Here is a 19,506-nt window from a genome sequence, read left to right as displayed (position 1 = left end):
ATCCGCTGTCTGCTCACCGCGAATCCGCTCGTACGGGCGGGGCGGACGGGAGAGGGTCGTCGGCATGAAGATCCTCCTGCTTGGTGGCTCGTCCTTCCTCGGACGGGCCTACGCTGCCGAGGCCCTGGCCCGGGGCCACAAGGTGACCACCTTCAACCGCGGCCGCAGTGCCGCCGACCTGCCCGGCGTCGAGGCCGTCCGGGGCGACCGCGACAGTGCCGGGGACCTCGCCCGGCTGGTCGACGGCCGCAGCTGGGACGCCGTCGTCGACACCTCCGCCCAGCAGCCCGCCCAAGCCGCGCTCAGTGCCCGTCTGCTGCGCGAGCGGGCCGGCCACTACACCTTCGTCTCCTCCGTGCACGCCTTCGCCGACTGGCCCGCCCGAGCGGTCGACGAGGACTCCGCGCTGCACCCCTGCCCCGCCGACACCCCGCCCGACCAGCCGCCCGGCAGCACCCTGAAGGCCGGCTGCGAGCGCGCCGTGCTGGCGGGGTTCGGCGCCCGGCGCACGCTGGTGCTGAACAGCGGGCTGCTCGTCGGCCCGTACGAGTTCGGCGGCCGGCTGCCCTGGTGGCTGGAGCGGATGGCCCGCGGCGGGCGGGTGCTCGCTCCGGGGGATCCGCAGCGGACCATGCAGGTGATCGACGTCCGGGACTTCGCCCGCTTCGGGCTGGACCTGCTGACGGCCGGGACCCCGGGGCGGTTCGTCACCACGGCCCCGCCCGGCTGGCTCCGCTTCCGCGAGTGGCTGGAGACCTGCCGGGAGGTGGCGGGCGCCGCGGACACCGAGCTGTCCTGGATCCCGGACGGGCCGCTGCTCGCCGAGGGTCCGGACCAGGTCGGCGCGTGGACCGAACTCCCCCTCTGGGCACCGGATCTGCCCGAGCTGGCGGGCGCCTGGCTGGCCGACACCAGCCGGGCGGAGGCGGCAGGGCTGCGCTGCCGGCCGTTCGCCGAGACGGCGCGGGACACCTGGGAGTGGCTGCGGACGCGCGGGCCCGCCGAGGACACCGACGCCGAGGGGCGCAAGGGGCGGCCGGGGGCGGCGGTGCGGCAGGGCATCGAACCCGCCAAGGAGCAACGGCTGTTGGCCGCTTTCGGCTGACGGCGGACGCGTCGGGCAGCGGGAGCGGGAAGTCGGCCCGGCTGGCTTCCCGCTCCTGAGGCACTCCTGCAACGCTCCTGTCGCGCTCCTGTCGCGCTCCCGAGGCACTCCGGGGGGCACTCCCCCGAGGCGCGCTTTCCCTCCCGGGGGTGCGTTCGGCGAGGTCAGCCCGCTCAGTGCGTGCGGCGGGTGACCAGCTCGGCGAGCGCCAGCAGCTCGTCTGCCGCGGCCGGCTCCGGGACCGCGGCGGCCAGCTGCGCCATCGCCGCGGCCATCCGCTCGCAGGACTCGCCCTGCGCCCAGCCGCGCCCGCCGGCCGCCTCGACGGCCGCCGCGCACCGCGTCAACTCCTCGGGGCTCAAAGGGCGTTCGAGCGCGTACAGCTCGCCCAGCCGATCGCCCTCGACGGTGCCGGACCCCAGCGCCGCGACCACCGGCAGCGACTTCTTGCGGGCGACCAGGTCCGCGCCGACCGGCTTGCCGGTGACCGCCGGATCCCCCCAGATGCCGATCAGGTCGTCGATCAGCTGGAAGGCCAGGCCGATCTCCCGGCCGAAGCCGTCCAGCGCCTGCGCCGCCTCCTCCGACGCGCCCCCGTACAGGGCCCCCATCGCGCAGGCCGCGCCGAGCAGCGCGCCGGTCTTGGCCTCCGCCATCGCCAGGCACTCGGGCAGCGAGACGTCGTTGCGCCGCTCGAAGGCGCAGTCGATCTGCTGCCCCTCGCAGAGCTCGACCACGCAGTCCGCGAGCCGACGGATCGAGCCGTGGGCGGCCGGGTGGGTGTCCTCGGCGAGCAGGCGCAGCGCGAGGGAGTGCATGGCGTCCCCGGCCAGGATGGCCTCGGTGGTGCCGAACACCCGCCAGGCGGTGGGCCGGTGGCGCCGGGTGTCGTCCCGGTCGATGACGTCGTCGTGGAGCAGGGTGAAGTTGTGCACCAGCTCCACCGCGGCGGCCGCGGCGGCGGCCGCGTCGGGCTTGCCGCCCAGGGCCTGGGTGGCGGCGAGGACCATGGCCGGCCGGATCGCCTTGCCGGCGGAGGCCTCGGCGGGGGTGCCGTCGGCCTCCCACCAGCCGAAGTGGTAGCCGGCCACCTTGCGCATGGTGCCGGGCAGCGAGTCGACGGCGGCCCGCAGGACCGGGTCGACCAGGGCGCGGGTCCGGGCGAGGATGCCCGCCGCCTCGTGCCCCTCTTTGTGGTCCCGCTCCAGCGTGGGACTCGTCATGGGTGTTTCCCCCTGTCGGGCGCCTGTCGTGGGACGGCCCGCCGACGGCGGGCCGGGGTTGCGCTGCAGCGCCGGGGCACGGTCGCACGTCGCCCCGGCCGCCCTCGGGCCGGGGCCGTACGCGCGGGGCGTGCCGCCCGGCCGGGGTGCGGTGGGCGGCCCCGGTCCGACGGCACGGCTCTGCGGCCGGCCCCGCGCACCGTCAGTACTGCGCGATGTCCACGTTCTCCAGGACACCGACCGCGTCCGGCACCAGGATCGCGGCGGAGTAGTAGGCGCTCACCAGGTAGGAAATGATGGCCTTGTCGTCGATTCCCATGAACCGCACCGACAGGCTCGGCTGGTATTCGTCCGGAATTCCGGTCTGGTGCAGACCGATGACGCCCTGGCTGTCCTCGCCGATTCGCATCGCGATGATCGAGCTGGTGCTCCCGACGATCGGGATCTTGTTGCACGGGAAGACCGGAACCCCGCGCCAGGACAGGAGCTGCTTGCCCTCGACCTCGACCGTCCCCGGGTAGAGGCCGCGCTTGTTGAGCTCCCGGCCGAAGGCGGCGATGGCCCTGGGGTGGGCCAGGAACATCCTGGTGCCGCGACGGCGGCTGAGCAGCTCGTCCATGTCGTCCGGGGTGGGCGGGCCGGAGTGGGTCTGGAACCGCTGCTCGTACGCGGCGTTGCTGAGCAGGCCGAACTCCGGGTTGTTGACGAGCTCGTGCTCCTGGCGCTCGCGCAGGGCCTCGATGGTGAGCCGGAGCTGGTGCTCGGTCTGGTTCATCGGCTGGTTGTAGAGGTCGGCGACCCGGGTGTGCACCTTGAGGATGGTCTGCGCGACGCTCAACTCGTACTCGCGCGGCCTCAGCTCGTAGTCCACGAAGGCGCTGGGCAGCTCGTACTCGCCCCGGTGGCCGGCCGAGAGGTCGATCTCCGCCTCGCCGTGCTTGTTCTGCGCCTGCTGGAAGCCGTTCAGGTACTCGATGACCTGGAGCTGGAGCGCCTCGGAGCGGTCGTGCAGCTCCTGGAAGGCGGCCCAGGACAGCGTCAGCACGGTGCCGGAGGTCGCGGCGCGGACGGTGTACGGCCAGTCGCCGCCGTCCTGCCGGATCGCCTCGTCACCGATGGGGTCGCCGTCCGCGAGCGAGCCGAGCACCGTCTCCTCGCCGTACTTGCCGGTGCCCAGCCGGTCGAGCTTGCCGTGCGCGATCAGGAAGACCTCGGTGATCGGCGCCCCGGCCCGGACCAGGACGTCACCCGCGGTGAAGTCCCGCTGCACGAAGCGCGAGGCCAGCTCCTCCAGCACGGCCTCGTCCTGGAAGCCGCGCAGCGCCGGCACCTCGGCCAGGGTGGGCGGGACGATCCGCACCTCGGTGCCGGTCTTGACGAAACTCACCCGGCCGCGGCCGACCGAGTAGCGCAGGCGGCGGTTCACCCGGTAGGTGCCGCCGGACACCTGCACCCAGGGCAGCTTCCTGAGCAGCCAGCGCGGGCTGATGCCCTGCATCTGCGGAGCGGACTTCGTGGTCGTCGCGAGGTTCCGCGCGCCCGCCGTGCTCAGACTCTGCTGCTGCCGGATCTCCGACTGCGCACCGGGCACAGGAATACCGGCATTGGTTTCGGTCGACATGAGGGGAGCCCTTCGCATATCCCGATGAAGTGTCGCCTTGCACATGCGTGTTGCAGCTTCATCGTGGGCCCATTCGGTGGCGCCCCGCAATCACTCGTTCGAGTGGTTCGGAATGGTCGAACAAATAGTACGAATAGATCGCCCGATCGATATCTGTTCGACCATTTATTCGAACAAATCGGAGTGCCGCGACCCATCCTCCCCCATCCGCGCCCCGGCCCGCACCCCCTTCGGCTCGACCCGTACGCGGCGCCCCTGCCGTCCGAGCCGTTCGAACAGACCGCTAGGGTGCCCTGACCTTTCGTCAACTCCTTTCTGGGGATGGTCACATGAGTGCGCCCGTGCGTGTCTGGCTGAACCGCACCTTCGCCGAGAACGTCTTCTTCATCGAGCAACTGCGCGCCACCCCGCGGCCGGTGGTGGTCCACGCGACCCACGGCGACCCGGACTCCCCCGTGCTCGCCGCAGCCGACCACGGCACCCCGGAGCCCGCCGACCTGGCCGCGGACGGCTACGTCGGCTACGCCCTGGACTACTGCGCCCGGCACGCCATCGACGTCTTCGTCCCGCAGCTGCACCAGCTCGCCATCGCCCTCGCCCGGCCGGAGTTCGAGGCGATCGGCACCGAGCTGCTCTGCCCGCCCGCCACCGCGATAGCGGCCTTCACCAGCAAGGCCGACGGCTACGCGGCCATCGCCGGAGCCGGACTGCCCACTCCGCCCTGGTGGCGGGTGCGCACCCCCGGCGAGCTGTGGGACGCCGTCGAGCGGATCGAGGGCACCGGGCACACCGCCTGCCTCAAGCCCACCACCGGCACCGGCGGCGCGGGCTTCCGGGTGCTCACCCGGGAACCGTACGGCGCACGGCGGCTGGCCGGCTGGGACCACCGGGTGCAGGTCGAGCAGGTGGCCGCGGCACTGGCCGAGGGCTGCCCGGACGGCGAGCCGGTGGACCTGCTGGTGATGCCGCACCTGGACGGACCGGAGGTCTCGGTGGACTGCCTGGCCGACCGGGACGGCAACCCGCTCACCGCGGTCGGACGCACCAAGGAGGGCCGCCGCCGGGGCTTCACCACCGAGGGGTGCTACCTGGAGCCCGTCCGGCGGCTGGTCCGGGCGACCGGGATGGCGTACCTGTCCAACGTGCAGTTCCGCCGCTTCGACGGCCGGCCGGTGGTCATCGACGTCAACACCCGCCCCGCCGCCGGGCTCCACCAGCTGCGGCTGTGCGGCCTCAACCTGCCGTGGGACGCGGTGCGACTGGCGCTCGGGGAGCGGCCGGAGGCCACGGGGACGGAACCGGACGTGCGCGGCATCGAGTACACACTGGTGTCCGGCATCCAGCCGGTCCTGCCGCACCGGGCGGCGCGAGGGATGTCGCCGGTCCGGGCCCGGGTGTGACGACCGAAGCGGGCGGCAACCGGGCCGCTACAGCGGGCCGTTCCAGTCGAGGGTCGGCTCCAGCACGCCCTCCAGGGTGAGCAGCCAGCGCTTCACCTCGATCCCGACCCGGCCGCCGCCGAAGCCGCCGATCCCGTCCGCCGCCACCACCCGGTGGCAGGGCACCAGCAGGGGGACGGGGTTGGCGGCCATCATCTGCCCGACCGTGCGGGCGGCCAGGCCGGGCTCCGCGACGTCCTCGAACACCCCGCTACGGGCGGCCAGTTCGCCGTAGGTGATGGTCCGGCCGTACGGCACCTCGCGCCAGAGCGTCTGCAGCACCGCGCGGTGCGGGCCGGAACTCAGGCTCCAGTCGATCGGCAGGCCCAGCTCGCTGGTGCGGCCCGCCAGGTAGGCGCCGATCCGCTCGGTGACGGCGGTGATCTTCGGCCCGTCGGTGCACGGCGGCGCCTCGCCGTCGCGCCGCCCGGTGTAACCGGCCGACACCACGCCGAGCGGGGTCACCGCGATGTGCATCGGCCCGCTGGGCAGCGGCGTGGGCACGGTCAGCCAGGACATCGACCAGGACTGCGACACGCTCGGGCCCCCACCCTCCACCGGACCGGCCGCCGACCACCCGGCACCCGGGGGCGTCCCCGCCCCGTGCGCCATGGTACGGCGGGCCGCCGACGGCACGGGCGGCTCCGGTCAGAGCTGCCCCTTGAGCCGGCGGGCGTTCGACGCGCACCAGTGCACCAGCTCGGCACGGTCCGGGGCACGCCCCTCGCACAGCACGGCGAGCTGTTCGTCGTTGATCCGGTTCGGTCCCGGGATCTCCAGCAGGTACGCCAGTTCCGCCAGCACGGTGGCGAGCCGCTCCGCGTCCGTGTGGTCCAGGGTGACCGCGGACTCGTGATGGCTGATGGTGAGCGAGCCGGGCATGATCGACCTCCTCCGTCACCCCCGCCCTCCACGGTACGACCGGGTCGGCCGCCCCGCCCGTCGCGGAGGCGTACGAACGCGGGAGGGGCAGCCGGTCGCGCTCCGGGGCCGGCCGGGCGCGGTGCGCGGTGAGCCGGGGGTGCGCCCCGAAGCCGTCCGAGGGGTCGGTCAGCTGTCCGGGCCCTCCTCCCAGCGGCGGTTCCGCACTGCCGGGACGGCCAACACTACGACCCCGGCAGCCAGTTGCCAGACCGCCCCGAGCAGCAACACGGCGCCCGACCCGAACCGGTCCGCCAGCGGACCGGCCGCCGCCAGCCCGAGCGGGCCGAGGGCGAAGGAACCCAGCACGCCGAACGCCGTCATCCGACCGAGCAGCTCCACCGGCACCCACTTCTGCGTGGTGGTGCTGTACAGCGTCCCGCAGACCGCCGAGCCGACCCCCGCCACCAGCGCGCCGGCGGCCACCCAGGGCAGCCCCGCCCCGGCCGCGAGCGCCCCGGAGGGCAGCGCCCAGCCCAGTGCCGCCACCGACGCCACCGCGAGCGGACGGGCGGGCGCCCGCCCGAGCATCAGCAGGCCTCCCAGCACCGCGCCGGCGCCGTAGCCGCCCATCACCAGGCCCCAGGCCCGGGCGCCGCCGAGGTCCTGCTGCGCGAGCAGCGGACCGAGCACCAGGAAGGGGGCCCAGACCAGCAGGTTGAACAGGCCCATCTGCACGGTGGTGATCCACAGCCACGGGCGGGAGGCGAACTCCGACCAGCCCGCCCGGACGTCCCGGATCATCGACTCCCCGCCGGCCGGCGCCCGCACCGGCAGTCGCAGCCTGGCCAGCGCGAAGGCGCCGACACCGTACGTCACCGCGTCGGCCAGCAGCACCGTCGCCGGTCCCCAGGCGGCGGTCACCAGGCCGGCGGCGGCGGGGCCGACCACGGCGGACACCGAACGGCCCAGCCCCAGCAGAGTGTTGGCGTCCGCCACCAGTTCCTTGCGGCGCACCAGGTCGGGCACGACCGCGCCGAAGGCCGGCATGAACAGCCCCTCGCCGATCCCCCAGACCGCCACCAGCGCGACCATCGCCCAGACCGGCGCGTGCCCGGCCGCCAGCAGCCCGGCGAACAGCGCCTGGACCAGGCCGCGTAACAGGTCCGAGCCCAGCATCACCCCACGGCTGCCGAGCCGGTCGGCGATCACCCCGCCGGCCAGCAGCACCAGCACCACCGGGAGGATCCGGGCCGCCATCACCCACCCCACGTCGGTGCCGCCGCCCCCGCCGTCGAGCACCGCGAAGGCGACCGCGACCGGCGCCATCGAGGAGCCGACGAGGGAGGTCGTGTACCCGATGAAGAACCACGTGAACTCGCGCTCGCCGAGCACGGCGAGACGGTCTCCCAGACGCCTTCTGCGGGCCGGGATCCGTTCAGTCTGCACTGCCATGTGCAGCAAGTCTGCGGTTCGGCGGGGAGCGGTTCAAGGGATTGCGGAGAAAAAGTTGAGCCTTTTGGAGTCAATTTACCGAGCCCACCCATCTGTCGCAGTAAATATTCGTTACTACGCTTCCCCACCTGCCCTTTACCGCGAATTGCGGCTAGGGTTCGAACGGCTTGACGGGATTGATTTACTGCGAGAGAGAGCGGTCGTGAAAGAAACTGCGGCAGGACTCCCACCGGTCGAGTACGCCGTCGCCGTCGAGCGCTACCTGGCCGCCTCCGGGCTCGCCGACGGCTCCCGGCGGATCTACCGGATCGCGCTGGACACCTGGGCCTGGGCGCTCGCCGACCGGCCCGCCCCCACCGGCCCCGAACGGCGGCGGGCCCGGCCGCCCGTCCTGCCGCTCGCGCTGCTCGACCGGCCGGACGCCGCCGAACGGCTCCGCGCCGCGGTCGCCCGGCGCGGAGCCGACACCGACCCGCGCACCCTCAACCGGGAGCTCTCCACCCTGCGCGCGGCCGTGGCCTGGTGGCGGGCCCGGGGCTGGATCGACGGCGACCCGACCGCCGGCCTGCGTCCCCGCCCGCTGCCCGACCCGGCCGCGGCACCGGGCCCCCTGACCCCCGAGGAGCTGCGCACCCTGTTCGCCCTCCGCGTGCCGCTGCGCGAGCAGGCGCTCTGGCACCTGCTGCACGAGTCCGGTGCCGCGATCGAGACCGTCCTCACCCTGGACACCGACCACCTCGACCTGCCCCGCCGCCGCACCCTCCCCCACCCGGACCGCACCCCCGTGCACTGGCAGTCCGGCACCGCCCGGCTGCTCCCCCTCCTGGTGGCCGGCCGCGTCACCGGACCGCTCTTCCTCACCGACCGCCGCGCCCCCACCGGCACCCCCGCCCGCGACCGCTGCCCGTACACCGGCCACGCCCGACTCTCCTACCGCCGCGCCGCCGAACTCTTCACGGCCCACACCCGGCCGCTCGGCCCGGGCTGGACGCTCCGCCGGCTGCGGGCGGGGCGGTAGGGCGGGGCGGGAAGGCAGGGCGCGAAGTCAGAACGGGAAGGCGGCGCGCGAAGGCGGCGCGCGAAGGCGGCGCGCGAAGGCGGCGCGCGAAGGCGGCGCGCGAAGGCGGCGCGCGAAGGCGTCGACCGGTGCACTCCGGCCGAGCCGCGAAGGGCTCCGACGCACCGTTACGCAGCCGATGGGCGGCCGTGACACGACCGGCCGAGGACCGCGACACGGCGCTCCTACCGTCATCCACGACGCCCCGGCCGAACCGGCCGGAGGGCGTCCACGACGAGGACGTACGCGTCCGGCGCCGACGACGGACGTCCCGCGACACCGGCACGCCGGATCCCGCGAACCGCACCGCGGACCGGCGGCCACCACGCACCGACCGATGCAGAGGGAGACACCCCGTATGAGCAGGAGCCGCACCCACCACTCGCCCGCCCGCCGCGTCCTGGCGGCCTGCGCCCTGACCGGCGCAGCGCTGCTGGCCACCGTCACCGGCGGGCAGGCCTGGGCCGACGGCGCGCCGAAGCCCGTCGCGACCGCCCCCAGCCACGTGGCCCCGGGCGGCGACGCGGCGGCGAAGCCCACCGCCGTGCCCGCCCCGGTCGCCCCGAAGGCCGAAGCCTCGCCGGCCGTGGCCGTCCCGAAGGGCGCCGCCTCGCCCGTCCCGGCCGCCCCCGGTGGCGCCCAGCCGCAGGTCCGCGAGGTGCCCAAGGGCGCCGCGCAGGCCGGTGACGGCTCCGCCGCCTCCGACGGTTCGGGCCTGATGCTCGCCGGTGGCGGCACCGTCGCGGCCGTCGGCGCCGCGGCCCTGGGCTTCGCCGTCCTGCGCCGCCGCTCCGGTGCGCGCAGCTGACACCGGTCCCGAGTCCGCCGGGCACCCCGGCGCCGCTTCCCCGTACCCGGCCAGTCGGGGAAGCGGCGCCGGGGCCGCCCCGGTGGCGGGGACCGACAGCCGCCGACGCGCCAAGGCACACCGGCGGGGGCGCCGACGCGCCGCCCGGCCCGGCCCCGGCCCCCTGCGCCGCACCGCCTTCGGCACCGCGGGCCTGCTCTGCCTGGTGCTCGGCACCTCACTCGCGCTGTCCGGCCGGGAGACCCCGGTGGTGAGGGTCGAGACCTCCGGGCACGGCACCGGCACCGACAGCCCCGCGGCGGCCCCGGGCACCCCGGCCACGACCGGCACCGGACCCACCGCGCCCACCGCCTCCAAGCCGTTCACGCCCTCACCGCCGAACCGCCTGCTGGTCCCCTCCGTCGGGGTGGACGCACCGGTGGCCGACCTCGGCCTGAACCCCGACGGCACGGTCGAGGTGCCGCCGGCCGACCGGGGCGACGAGGTCGGCTGGTACCGTAACGGCCCCACCCCCGGCGAGCCCGGCCCCGCCGTGCTCATCGGGCACTACGACACCGTGCACGGCCCGGCAGTCTTCAAGCAGCTGCCGAAACTGCGGCCCGGCGAGCTGATCCGGATCCGACGCGCGGACGGCAGCACCGTGGACTTCAAGGTCCGCACGCTGCTCCAGGCCGCCAAGGACCGCTTCCCGACCGAGCAGGTGTACGGCGACACGCCCGCGCCCGCACTCCGGCTGATCACCTGCGGTGGGCGGATCGGCTCGGACGGCCACTGGACGGACAACATCATCGTGCTGGCAGACCTGGCCTGACGACCCGGCACCGGCCGTACGAAGTGCCGTCGCGGAACCATCGGCCGCCGTCCGCGCGACCTACCACCCGGGGCCGTGACGGGAGCGACGAACCCCGGCGTCGCCGCAGACCAGGAGGACGAGCACCGACCGTGGCAGCAACACCAGCACCCCGCCGCCGGCCCGGCGCCGCCCCGGCGGCCACCCTGGCCGGCCTGGTCGTCGTCCTCGCCCTCGCCGCCCTCGCTTTCGGCCGGGCCACCCCCGGCGGCCTGAGCGACCAGGGCCCGGCCCAGGCCGTCAGGCCGCCGGCGGCGACCCGGCCACTCTGGGCTCAGCTGCCCACCTCCCCGCCGCCGGCCACGCCCGCGGCCGGCGCCACCCAGGAGCCGCCGCAGCCCCTACCGGACCTGACCGTCCCCGGGCGCGACATCACCGCGGTCGACGTCCGCACCGTCCTCACCAGGGATCCGAAGGTGAGCCCGGAGGAGCGCCAGGCGCTCGGCTCCTGCGCCGGGTGCGAGGTCCGCGCCCCCGAGTTCCGCGACCTCACCGGGGACGGACAGCCCGAGCTGATCACCGTCGTCGCCACCCCCGGACCGGTCGTACTGCACGTCTACGCACTCGTCGAGGACCGCCTGCTGCCCATCCTCCGGGTGCAGGTCCAGCCGACGTTCAACGCCGCGACCATCGGCACCGACCTGTGGCTGTTCGAGGCGACCAGCGTCTACGTCCGGACCAGCAGCCACTACCAGTGGGACGGGACCAGGCTCGCCCTGAAGGACCGCCTCGACGAGGGTGTCGGCGTGCTCCCGCCCACCGGCACGGACACCGGCCGGCCGGCCGCCCCCGCGGCCGAGGCCGTCCCGCCCGCGGCACGCCCCACCCAGCCCGCGCCGAAGAAGGCGGCCCCCGATGCCGTCGTCCCGTCCCCGCGCCCCGCCCGGCCGTCCTCCGAACCCACCGCCCCCGTCGTGATCCCGGAAGCGAAGCGATGACCCCCGCAGGCACCCCCGCCGCCACTCCCGCCCACCCGCACATCCTGCTGGTCGAGGACGACGAGGTGATCCGCGAGGCCACCCGGATGGCCCTGGAGCGCTACGGCTTCCCGGTCACCACGGCGGCCGACGGCCTGGAGGGACTGGAGGCCTTCCACGCCGTCCGGCCCGACCTGCTCCTGCTGGACGTCATGCTGCCGCTGCTCGACGGGGTCGGCCTCTGCCGCCGGATCCGGGAGGAGAGCCAGCTGCCGATCCTGATGATGTCCGCCCGGACCGACCCGGTGGACGTGGTCTCCGGGCTGGAGGCCGGGGCGGACGACTACGTGGTCAAGCCCTTCGAGAGCGCCGTCCTGGTCGCCCGGATCCGTACGGTGCTGCGCCGTGTCCGGGTCGTCCCCACGGTCGAGTCCCCGCTGCCACCGATGGCCCCGCCTGCTTCCCCGGCCATCCCCTCTTCCCCCGTCGTCCCCTCTTCCCCTTCTTCCTCGTCTTCCCCTCCCGCCGCCTCCGTCGCCGTGCGCAGCTTCGACGGCCTCCAGGTGGACACCGACAGCATGGAGGTCCGGGTGGACGGCCGCCTCGTCCCGCTCACCCCCACGGAACTGCGGCTGCTGCTGGAGTTCACCGCCGCGCCCGGGATCGTGCTGGAGCGCTCCACCCTGCTCGAACGCGTCTGGGACTACGAGTGGGGCGCCGACACCCGGGTCGTGGACGTCCACGTGCAGCGGCTGCGCGCCAAGATCGGCTCCGGCCGGATCGAGACCGTCCGCGGGTTCGGCTACAAGCTGCGGCGCCCGGCATGACCCTGCGCCGCCAGATCGCCACCGCCGTCGCCGCCATCGCCGTCCTGGTCGCGGTGGCCGTCGGCCTGCTGGTCCACCAGGCGATGATCCGTCAGCACGTCGACCAGGCCCGTTCCTCTGCGCTCGCCGCCCTCGACTCCGCACTGGCCGACTACAAACGCGGCAGCCTGCCGACCGGCCGGGGCGCGGCCGTGAACGACCCGGCCCTGCCCGGCCGGCTGCGCGCCCTCGCCGACGACGGCCGGCACGGCTCGCTGCTCGCCGCCGACGGCACCGGCGAGTCGATGTGGGCGGCCGGCCCGGTGCAGGACGGGGTGCTGTCCGTCCGGGTCGACTTCACCCAGGACCGGCAGGCCATCGCCGACCTGGACCGGATCATCCTGCTCACCGTCGTCGCCGCGGTCTTCACCACCGTGCTGGCCGGCGTGCTCGTCGCCGACCGGATCAGCCGCCGGCTGCGCACCGCGGCCACCGCCGCCCGGGGCATCGCGGCCGGCGGGACGGACACCCGGATCGGCGAACTCGTCGACGGCAAGGACGAGGTGGCCGACCTCGCCGCCGCCGTCGACCTGATGTCCCGCACCCTGCACCGGCGGCTGGAGGACGAACAGCGCTTCACCGCGGACGTCGCCCACGAGCTGCGCACCCCGCTCACCGGGCTGGTCACCGCCGCCGAACTGCTGCCGCCCGGGCGCCCCACCCAGCTCGTGCAGAACCGGGTCCAGGCGCTGCGCGGCCTGGTCGAGGACCTGCTGGAGGTCTCCCGACTGGACGCGGACGCCGAGTCCCCCGACCTGTCCGCCGTCCCCCTGGAGCGCGCGGCACGCCGCACCGTCTCCCTCACCGGCCTGGACGTCACCGTCGGCATCACCGCCGACCGGCAGGTCCGCACCGACCTGCGCCGGCTGGACCGCATCCTCGGGAACCTGCTCCTCAACGCCCACCGCCACGGCGCCGGCCCGGTCCACCTGCACGTCGACGGCCTGCGGATCACCGTCCGCGACCACGGCCCCGGCTACCCCGAGGACCTCCTCCGGCACGGCCCGCAGCGCTTCCGCACCAGCGCCCCCGAACGCGGCCGCGGCCACGGCCTCGGCCTCACCATCGCCACCGGCCACGCCCGCGTCATCGGTGCCACCCTGACCTTCGCCAACCACCCCGAGGGCGGCGCGCTGGCCACCCTCGTCCTGCCGTCGGACTGACCCCGGCCAACAGGGGAAGGGCCGGCCCGACACCCGTCGGACCGGCCCTTCCCGCCTGCACTGAGCCCCCTGTCGGGTTCGAACCGACGACCCCCGCTTTACAAGAGCGGTGCTCTGGCCAGCTGAGCTAAGGAGGCACGGTGGCCGTCCGCGATGGATCACGGCGGCACCGGGGGCAGTCTACCGGGCCCGGGTGACGGGATGGGGGGATATCCGGGGGTTGGTGGGATGGGTGGGCGTGATGGAACCGATGCCGAAATCGGGTCGGGTGGGGGCTGACAAGCGGCGGATGCGCAGGTAGCGTCGCCGGGAGTCGGTCCGCGCAGTGGTTCAGACCACTGGCGGGTCGGCGGAGCACAACAGACCCCCTTTACTCGGATCGTCCGGCACGTTCCTGCCGGTGAAGGAGAACAACGACCATGGCTTCTGTCACGTACGACAAGGCGACCCGCGTCTACCCCGGGGCGGACAAGCCCTCGGTGGACGCGCTGGACCTGGAGATCGCGGACGGCGAGTTCCTCGTGCTGGTCGGCCCCTCGGGCTGCGGCAAGTCGACCAGCCTGCGCATGCTGGCCGGCCTGGAGGACGTCAACACCGGTGCGATCCGGATCGGCGACCGCGACGTCACCCACCTGCCGCCGAAGGACCGGGACATCGCCATGGTGTTCCAGAACTACGCGCTCTACCCGCACATGACCGTCGCCGACAACATGGGCTTCGCGCTCAAGATCGCCGGCGTGAACAAGGCGGAGATCCGCACCAAGGTCGAGGAGGCCGCGAAGATCCTCGACCTCACCACGCTGCTGGACCGCAAGCCGAAGGCCCTCTCCGGCGGTCAGCGTCAGCGCGTCGCGATGGGCCGCGCGATCGTCCGCCAGCCGCAGGTCTTCCTGATGGACGAGCCGCTGTCGAACCTGGACGCCAAGCTCCGCGTCTCGACCCGCACCCAGATCGCCGGCCTCCAGCGCCGCCTGGGCATCACCACGGTGTACGTCACCCACGACCAGACCGAGGCGCTCACCATGGGCGACCGGGTCGCGGTGCTCAAGGACGGTCTGCTCCAGCAGGTCGACACCCCGCGCACCATGTACGACAAGCCCGCCAACCTCTTCGTGGCCGGCTTCATCGGCTCGCCGGCCATGAACCTGGTCGAGGTGCCGCTGGTGGACGGCGGCGTGAAGTTCGGCGGCTCGGTCGTCAACATCTCCCGCGAGGACCTGGCCGGCGCCGGCACCGACAAGACGGTGACCGTCGGCATCCGCCCCGAGCACTTCGAGGTCGTCCCGTCGGGCGGCATCGAGGGCGTCGCGGTGACCGTCAACGTGGTCGAGGAGCTCGGCTCGGACGGCTTCGTCTACGGCACCACCCAGATCGGCGGCAAGGACCACGAGCTGGTCGTCCGCGTGCCCGGCCGCCAGATCCCGGCCCGCGGCGAGACCATCCACGTCGTGCCGATCGCCAACGAGACCCACGTCTTCTCCACCAGCTCCGGCCTGCGCCTGAGCAACTGACGCCGCCCTGCGCCACACCTCGGAGCCCGTCGGACCCTCGCGGTCCGGCGGGCTCCGTCCGTACACCCCCGCGTCAACACGGCGCGGGGACGAACCCGGACACCGTGTCACTCGATGGCGTGACGGAGGGCGATCCGGCCCGTACTCACCGCTACTCTCCTGAGGGTGAAGCAGCTTGTGCGCCGTATCGGCCAGACCGTCGCCCTGACCCTGCCGGTCGTCCTGGTGACCACCGGCACCCTCGCCGTGACCCGGGTCCCGTGGGCCCCGCCGACCGGGCTCGACCAGCAGGTCGTGGCGGCGTCCAGCGGCGACGGCGCCGGGATCGGACGCTCCAACAACGCGGTCGGCGCCGCGGCCAAGGCCGCGGACGGGCTCGCCCCGCAGGAGTCGCTGCGGGTGGTGCTGCTGGACGAGCTGCGCGCGAAGAACCCTTCCGCCGCACTGGACCTGCTGGAGCGGTCGATGCGCGAGCAGCCCTCGCTGACGCCCTACTGCACCTCGCTGGCCGGTGAGCTGGGCAAGGCGGCGGTGCGCAAGTACCAGGGCGACGTCCAGCGGGCCCGCTCCTTCGCCCGTCCGGTCTGCGACGGCTCGTTCGCGGCCGGCGTCGTCGGCTGAGCAAGCCGAGGAAGCCGGGACAGCCGAGGTACCCGAGGAGCCCGAGGAAGCCAAGGGCCCAAGTCTCCCAAGGCGGCGGACGCCTCCCGTCCGCCGCCCTATTGTTCAGGCATGACCGCTGACTCCGGCCCCGACGCCGGCCTCCCGTCCGCCCCACTCCCCCAGTCCCAGCCGCCGCGGCCGACCACGACGCCCGTCACCCAGGCCGTCATCCTGGCCGGCGGCCAGGGCTCCCGGCTGCGCCCCTACACGGACGACCGCCCGAAGCCGTTGGTCGAGATCCCCGGGACGGGCACGCCGATCCTCGGCCACCAGCTGGCCTGGCTGGCCGAGGAGGGCGTCACCGACGTCGTCGTCTCCTGCGGGCACCTCGCCGACGTGCTGGAGGAGTGGCTGGACAAGACGGACCTGCCGCTGCGGGTGCGCACGGTGATCGAGGCGGAGCCGCTCGGGCGCGGCGGCGGCCTCAAGCACGCGGCCAAGGCACTGCCCCGCCCGGACGAGCCCTGGTACGCCACCAACGGCGACATCTGGACCCGCTTCAGCCTGCGCGACATGGCCGCCTTCCACCACGAGCGGGACGCCATCGCGACGCTCGCGCTGGCCCGGCCGCGGATCCCCTGGGGCGCGGTGGAGACCGACCAGTTCGGCAACGTGCTGGACTTCATCGAAGCCCCGCCCTCGCCCTTCCTGATCAACGCCGGCCTGTACGTGTTCAGCCCGGAGTTCGCCGAGCTGCTGCCGGACGTGGGCGACCACGAGCGCACCACCTTCCCCCAGCTCGCCCGCGGCAAGCGCCTGGCGGGCTACCAGCTGCCGCAGGGCGTGTACTGGCGGGCCATCGACACCGCCAAGGACCTCACCGAGGCGGCCAAGGAACTCGCCTCCGGCGCCGGCCGGACGCCCCGGTAACCGAGGCCACGAACCACCGGCGCCACGAACCACCGGCGCCACGAACCACCGCACCCCGGTCACCGACAGCACGGACGCCCGGCACCCCGGACGCCCGCACGCGGACAGGCCGTCGGCCGGGTGCTCCCCCACGGAGCACCCGGCCGACCGGCGTCACCGGGGGTCTCAGGTCGAGGTCGGCGCCCCCGGGTGGGAGGCGCCGCCGCCGGACAGGTCGGCCAGCGGCGCGCTGCCCAGCACCCCGCCGAGCAGCCCGCCGGAGCTCGGGCTGGACTTGGGCGCCGCCCCCGCGCCGCCGGCGCCCGGGGTGCTGCGCGACGCGGGAGCGGAGCCGCCCGAGCCGCCGGACGGCGCGGACGCGGCCGGGGAGGCGCCCGACCCGGCCTCCGCCCTGCCCGAGTGCCCCTTGCCGCTGGGCGTCGGGGTGGCCGGTTTGGTGGGCGGCGGGGTGGTCGCGCTCGGCGTCGGGGTGGCCGGGCGCGGGGCGGCGGGCGGGGGCGTGGTGGACGTGCCCTTGCCGCCGGGGGTGCCGGAGGGGCCGCCGGACGGCCAGACCGGGGTGCCGTAGTCGGTGGCCGGACGGTCCGGCGCCTGGTGCGCCCGGGCGCCGGTGCGAACGGCGGCGCCGAACATCGAACCGAGCAGCAGGGTCACGCCGACCACGACCGTGGTGACCACGGTGCCGCGGCGCAGCACCCGGCGGCGCAGCGCCGCGGGCGCGTCCGCGCCGAACCGGCGCCAGGCCTCCAGGCTGAGCCGCCCGTCCAGCGAGGCGAACGGTGCCCCGGCGATCAGCAGCGGGCTCCACGCCGCGAGGAAGATCAGGTCCGGGGTGTCGTAGACCGGGACGGCCCGCCAGCTGACGGTGAACAGCAGGGCGGCGGAGAGCGCCATCGCCGCGCCGGCGGCGAGCCGCTGCCAGAGACCGAGGACGGTCAGCACGCCGACCACGATCTGGGTGAACGACACCACCAGGCCGGCGCCCACCGGGTGCGCCATGGCGAAGGCCAGCAGCGGTTCGGCGACCTTCCACGGGTGCAGCGAGGAGAGCCAGCGCATCATCGAGCCGCGCTCTCCGCCGTCGAAGTACACCGGGTCGCACAGCTTGCTGAACCCGGCGTAGACCGAGAGCGAGCCGAGGACGGCGCGCAGCGGCAGCAGCACCAGGCCGAGGTCGACCCGGCGGCCCGGGTACCAGGGCTGCTTGCCCGCGGCGTCTGCGGCGGAGACCTCGGGCAGCTCGCCGCTCGGGGTCCAGCCGTGCGGCTCGCCGACGGGGCCGACGCCCGCGTCGGTGGCGGTGCCGGTGCCCTCGCGGGGCTGGCGCGGCAGGGCCCGGGCGCCCGCGAGGGACGGGAGCACCTGGGTGTCCGCCTCGGCCAGCCGGACACCGCCGGCCGGGGTTCCGCCCTGGCGCACCGCTTCCAGCAGCCGGGTGGCCGCGAGGTCCCCGGGTGGCGCCTGGCCGGTCCAGGTGACGGCGGTGACCCGCCCCTTGCGGCGCGGTGCGCCGCCGACCCCGGCCCCGGCCCCGGCCAGCACCGGGACGGCGGAGGCGGGTACGACGACCTGCGGGGTGACCAGCGGACGGCGGATCAGGCCCTGGTTGGCGTACGGGTCGCCGAACGCGGCACCGGTGGACAGCAGTCCGGCCGGAGCCTCGATCAGCGGCGCCACCGAAGCACCGAGCCGGAGCCGGAAACTCGCCTGGGTGCTGCTGAGCCGCGAAGGGTCCGACTCCACCTTGACGGTGTTGAGGCCGGGGCCCGCGTCTATCCCGGTGCTGCCGTCGCCGAACAGGGGGCGCCGAGGTGTTCTGGTGTCCACGCCCGTCTAACCGGGTGACGGCCGCTTAGGACACTCTCCCGGGTGGAGGTCCGACGCATACTTGAAGTGATCATGAAAAAAGCGATCGGGCCCGGTCGGGCCCGATCGCCTTCACTCGGATTGCGGGGAATTCGGAAGATCGCCTGCGCCCCGCGCCCCGGCCGTGCTCAGCGCTCGGCCGTACTCAGCGACGCTCGGCCGCGCTCAGCGCTCAGCGCTCAGCGCTTGGCGCGCAGCCGCGCGGCCTCGTACAGCACGATGCCCGCCGCGACACCGGCGTTCAGCGACTCGGTCAGGCCGGACATCGGGATCCTGACCCGCATGTCGCAGGTCTCCGAGACCAGCCGGGACAGGCCCTTGCCCTCGCTGCCCGCGACGATCACCACCGGGCCGGTCAGCAGCTCCAGGTCGCCGATCTCGGCCTCGCCGTCGGCGGCCAGGCCGACCACCATCAGACCGGCCTTCTGGTAGGCCTCCAGGGCGCGGGTCATGTTGGTGGCCCGGGCGACGGGCAGCCGGGCCGCGGCGCCGGAGGAGGTCTTCCAGGCGCCGGCGGTCATGCCGGCCGCGCGGCGCTCGGGGATGACCACGCCGTGCGCGCCGAAGGCGGCGGCCGAGCGGACCACGGCGCCCAGGTTGCGCGAGTCGGTGACCCCGTCCAGCGCGATGATCAGCGCGTCCTGGCCGGCGTCGGCGGCCTCCTCCAGCAGGTCCTCGGGGTGCGCGTACTCGTACGGCGGCACCTGCAGCACCAGGCCCTGGTGGTTGAGCCCGCCGGTCATCTGGTCCAGCTGCGCGCGCGGGGCCTCCATCAGCGGGATGCCACGGTCGTTGGCGGCCTGGAAGGCCTCGCGGACCCGGTCGTCCGTGTCGATGAACTGCTGGACGTACAGCGCGTTGGCCGGCACGTCGCCGACCAGGGCCTCGACCACCGAGTTGCGGCCGAAGACCAGCTCGGCGCTGCCCGCGCCGCCACGGCCACCGCGGCCGGCACCGGCCCGGCGCATACCGGCCCGCGACTTGGCGTCCCGCTCGCGCTTGAGCGCGGCATTGGCGGCCCGCTGCTTGGGGTGGCCCTTGCGTGCCTCGCCGGGCGGGGTCGGGCCCTTGCCCTGGAGGCCCTTCCGGCTGTGCCCGCCGGTACCGACAGACGCGCCCTTCTTCGATCCGGGGTTGCGGCGGTTCCTGCGCTGGCTGTTGCCGGCCATGGCTGTACTTCCTGTCTGTCCGGCATGCCCCGGCCGTCCCGGTCCGCCCGGTGGCGGCCGTC

The 19,506-nt window shown here is 74.6% G+C and carries 18 protein-coding genes and 1 tRNA gene; 11 read left to right on the top strand and 8 right to left on the bottom strand.

All coding sequences use genetic code 11. The features are described from left to right. Window positions 1–64: 64 nt before the first annotated feature. Complete coding sequence (locus tag AB0O11_RS01425) at window positions 65–1,105, top strand: NAD-dependent epimerase/dehydratase family protein (RefSeq protein ID WP_363380517.1); 1,041 nt, start codon at window positions 65–67, stop codon at window positions 1,103–1,105. 173 nt (window positions 1,106–1,278) lie between these two features. On the opposite strand, the gene AB0O11_RS01420 is transcribed toward AB0O11_RS01425, so the two are convergent. Further along, window positions 1,279–2,328, bottom strand: a complete 1,050-nt coding sequence (locus AB0O11_RS01420; RefSeq protein ID WP_363380516.1) for a family 2 encapsulin nanocompartment cargo protein polyprenyl transferase — start codon at window positions 2,326–2,328, stop codon at window positions 1,279–1,281. Between the two features lie 202 nt (window positions 2,329–2,530). Next, complete coding sequence (locus AB0O11_RS01415; RefSeq protein WP_363380513.1) at window positions 2,531–3,949, bottom strand: family 2B encapsulin nanocompartment shell protein; 1,419 nt, start codon at window positions 3,947–3,949, stop codon at window positions 2,531–2,533. Between the two features lie 329 nt (window positions 3,950–4,278). Here AB0O11_RS01415 and AB0O11_RS01410 point away from each other — a divergent pair, with 329 nt between their 5' ends. Further along, window positions 4,279–5,349 carry an ATP-grasp domain-containing protein gene (locus AB0O11_RS01410; RefSeq protein WP_363380510.1) on the top strand — a complete coding sequence of 357 codons (1,071 nt, stop codon included), beginning with the start codon at window positions 4,279–4,281 and terminating at the stop codon, window positions 5,347–5,349. A gap of 27 nt (window positions 5,350–5,376) precedes the next feature. Here the strand turns inward: AB0O11_RS01410 and AB0O11_RS01405 are convergent, their stop codons facing one another. From AB0O11_RS01405 to AB0O11_RS01395, 3 genes are all read right to left on the bottom strand, one after another. Further along, complete coding sequence (locus AB0O11_RS01405) at window positions 5,377–5,925, bottom strand: methylated-DNA--[protein]-cysteine S-methyltransferase (RefSeq protein WP_363380507.1); 549 nt, start codon at window positions 5,923–5,925, stop codon at window positions 5,377–5,379. 111 nt (window positions 5,926–6,036) lie between these two features. After that, window positions 6,037–6,270, bottom strand: coding sequence for a hypothetical protein (locus AB0O11_RS01400; RefSeq protein ID WP_363380505.1), 234 nt, complete (start codon window positions 6,268–6,270; stop codon window positions 6,037–6,039). Between the two features lie 168 nt (window positions 6,271–6,438). Continuing rightward, window positions 6,439–7,704: an MFS transporter gene (locus tag AB0O11_RS01395; RefSeq protein ID WP_363380502.1), complete on the bottom strand. Its 1,266-nt coding sequence runs from the start codon at window positions 7,702–7,704 to the stop codon at window positions 6,439–6,441. 202 nt (window positions 7,705–7,906) lie between these two features. On the opposite strand from AB0O11_RS01395, the gene AB0O11_RS01390 reads away from it, so the two are divergent. From AB0O11_RS01390 to AB0O11_RS01365, 6 genes are all read left to right on the top strand, one after another. After that, window positions 7,907–8,722 carry a hypothetical protein gene (locus AB0O11_RS01390; protein ID WP_363380501.1) on the top strand — a complete coding sequence of 272 codons (816 nt, stop codon included), beginning with the start codon at window positions 7,907–7,909 and terminating at the stop codon, window positions 8,720–8,722. A gap of 397 nt (window positions 8,723–9,119) precedes the next feature. Beyond that, window positions 9,120–9,569 (top strand): sortase-dependent protein, encoded by a 450-nt coding sequence (locus tag AB0O11_RS01385; RefSeq protein WP_363380498.1) that lies wholly within the window; start codon window positions 9,120–9,122, stop codon window positions 9,567–9,569. 82 nt (window positions 9,570–9,651) lie between these two features. After that, the gene (locus tag AB0O11_RS01380; RefSeq protein WP_363380496.1) at window positions 9,652–10,380 is read left to right on the top strand and encodes a class F sortase; all 729 of its coding nucleotides are present in this window, start codon (window positions 9,652–9,654) and stop codon (window positions 10,378–10,380) included. A gap of 131 nt (window positions 10,381–10,511) precedes the next feature. Beyond that, the gene (locus tag AB0O11_RS01375) at window positions 10,512–11,357 is read left to right on the top strand and encodes a hypothetical protein (protein WP_363380493.1); all 846 of its coding nucleotides are present in this window, start codon (window positions 10,512–10,514) and stop codon (window positions 11,355–11,357) included. Further along, a complete protein-coding gene (locus AB0O11_RS01370; protein WP_363380490.1) occupies window positions 11,354–12,163 on the top strand; it encodes a response regulator transcription factor in 810 nt (269 codons plus the stop codon). The genes AB0O11_RS01375 and AB0O11_RS01370 overlap by 4 nt, the downstream gene beginning before the upstream one ends. Beyond that, window positions 12,160–13,365 (top strand): HAMP domain-containing sensor histidine kinase, encoded by a 1,206-nt coding sequence (locus AB0O11_RS01365; RefSeq protein ID WP_363380489.1) that lies wholly within the window; start codon window positions 12,160–12,162, stop codon window positions 13,363–13,365. Before AB0O11_RS01370 ends, AB0O11_RS01365 begins: the two co-directional genes overlap by 4 nt. Window positions 13,366–13,428: 63 nt before the next feature. Here the strand turns inward: AB0O11_RS01365 and AB0O11_RS01360 are convergent. Beyond that, window positions 13,429–13,502: transfer RNA gene (locus AB0O11_RS01360), tRNA-Thr, on the bottom strand. A gap of 282 nt (window positions 13,503–13,784) precedes the next feature. Here AB0O11_RS01360 and ugpC point away from each other — a divergent pair. The 3 genes from ugpC to AB0O11_RS01345 all read left to right on the top strand — a co-directional run bounded on the left by ugpC (window position 13,785) and on the right by AB0O11_RS01345 (window position 16,409). Further along, a complete protein-coding gene (ugpC, locus tag AB0O11_RS01355) occupies window positions 13,785–14,876 on the top strand; it encodes a sn-glycerol-3-phosphate ABC transporter ATP-binding protein UgpC (protein ID WP_363380486.1) in 1,092 nt (363 codons plus the stop codon). Window positions 14,877–15,041: 165 nt separating this feature from the next. Beyond that, a complete protein-coding gene (locus tag AB0O11_RS01350) occupies window positions 15,042–15,497 on the top strand; it encodes a hypothetical protein (protein ID WP_363380484.1) in 456 nt (151 codons plus the stop codon). Window positions 15,498–15,608: 111 nt separating this feature from the next. Further along, on the top strand, window positions 15,609–16,409 hold the full coding sequence (locus AB0O11_RS01345) for a nucleotidyltransferase family protein (protein WP_363380481.1): 801 nt from the start codon (window positions 15,609–15,611) through the stop codon (window positions 16,407–16,409). A 165-nt stretch (window positions 16,410–16,574) separates the two neighbouring features. On the opposite strand, the gene AB0O11_RS01340 is transcribed toward AB0O11_RS01345, so the two are convergent. Beyond that, window positions 16,575–18,236: a DoxX family membrane protein gene (locus tag AB0O11_RS01340; RefSeq protein ID WP_363380478.1), complete on the bottom strand. Its 1,662-nt coding sequence runs from the start codon at window positions 18,234–18,236 to the stop codon at window positions 16,575–16,577. A 218-nt stretch (window positions 18,237–18,454) separates the two neighbouring features. Continuing rightward, complete coding sequence (gene rlmB / locus AB0O11_RS01335) at window positions 18,455–19,444, bottom strand: 23S rRNA (guanosine(2251)-2'-O)-methyltransferase RlmB (protein ID WP_363380476.1); 990 nt, start codon at window positions 19,442–19,444, stop codon at window positions 18,455–18,457. Window positions 19,445–19,506: the final 62 nt, after the last annotated feature.

Source organism: Kitasatospora sp. NPDC093102 (assembly GCF_040683915.1).
In the GTDB taxonomy this organism is placed as follows: Bacteria; Actinomycetota; Actinomycetes; order Streptomycetales; family Streptomycetaceae; genus Kitasatospora.
Note: the sequence above shows the minus strand (reverse complement) of the source record. Positions and strands in the feature narration are given on the sequence as shown.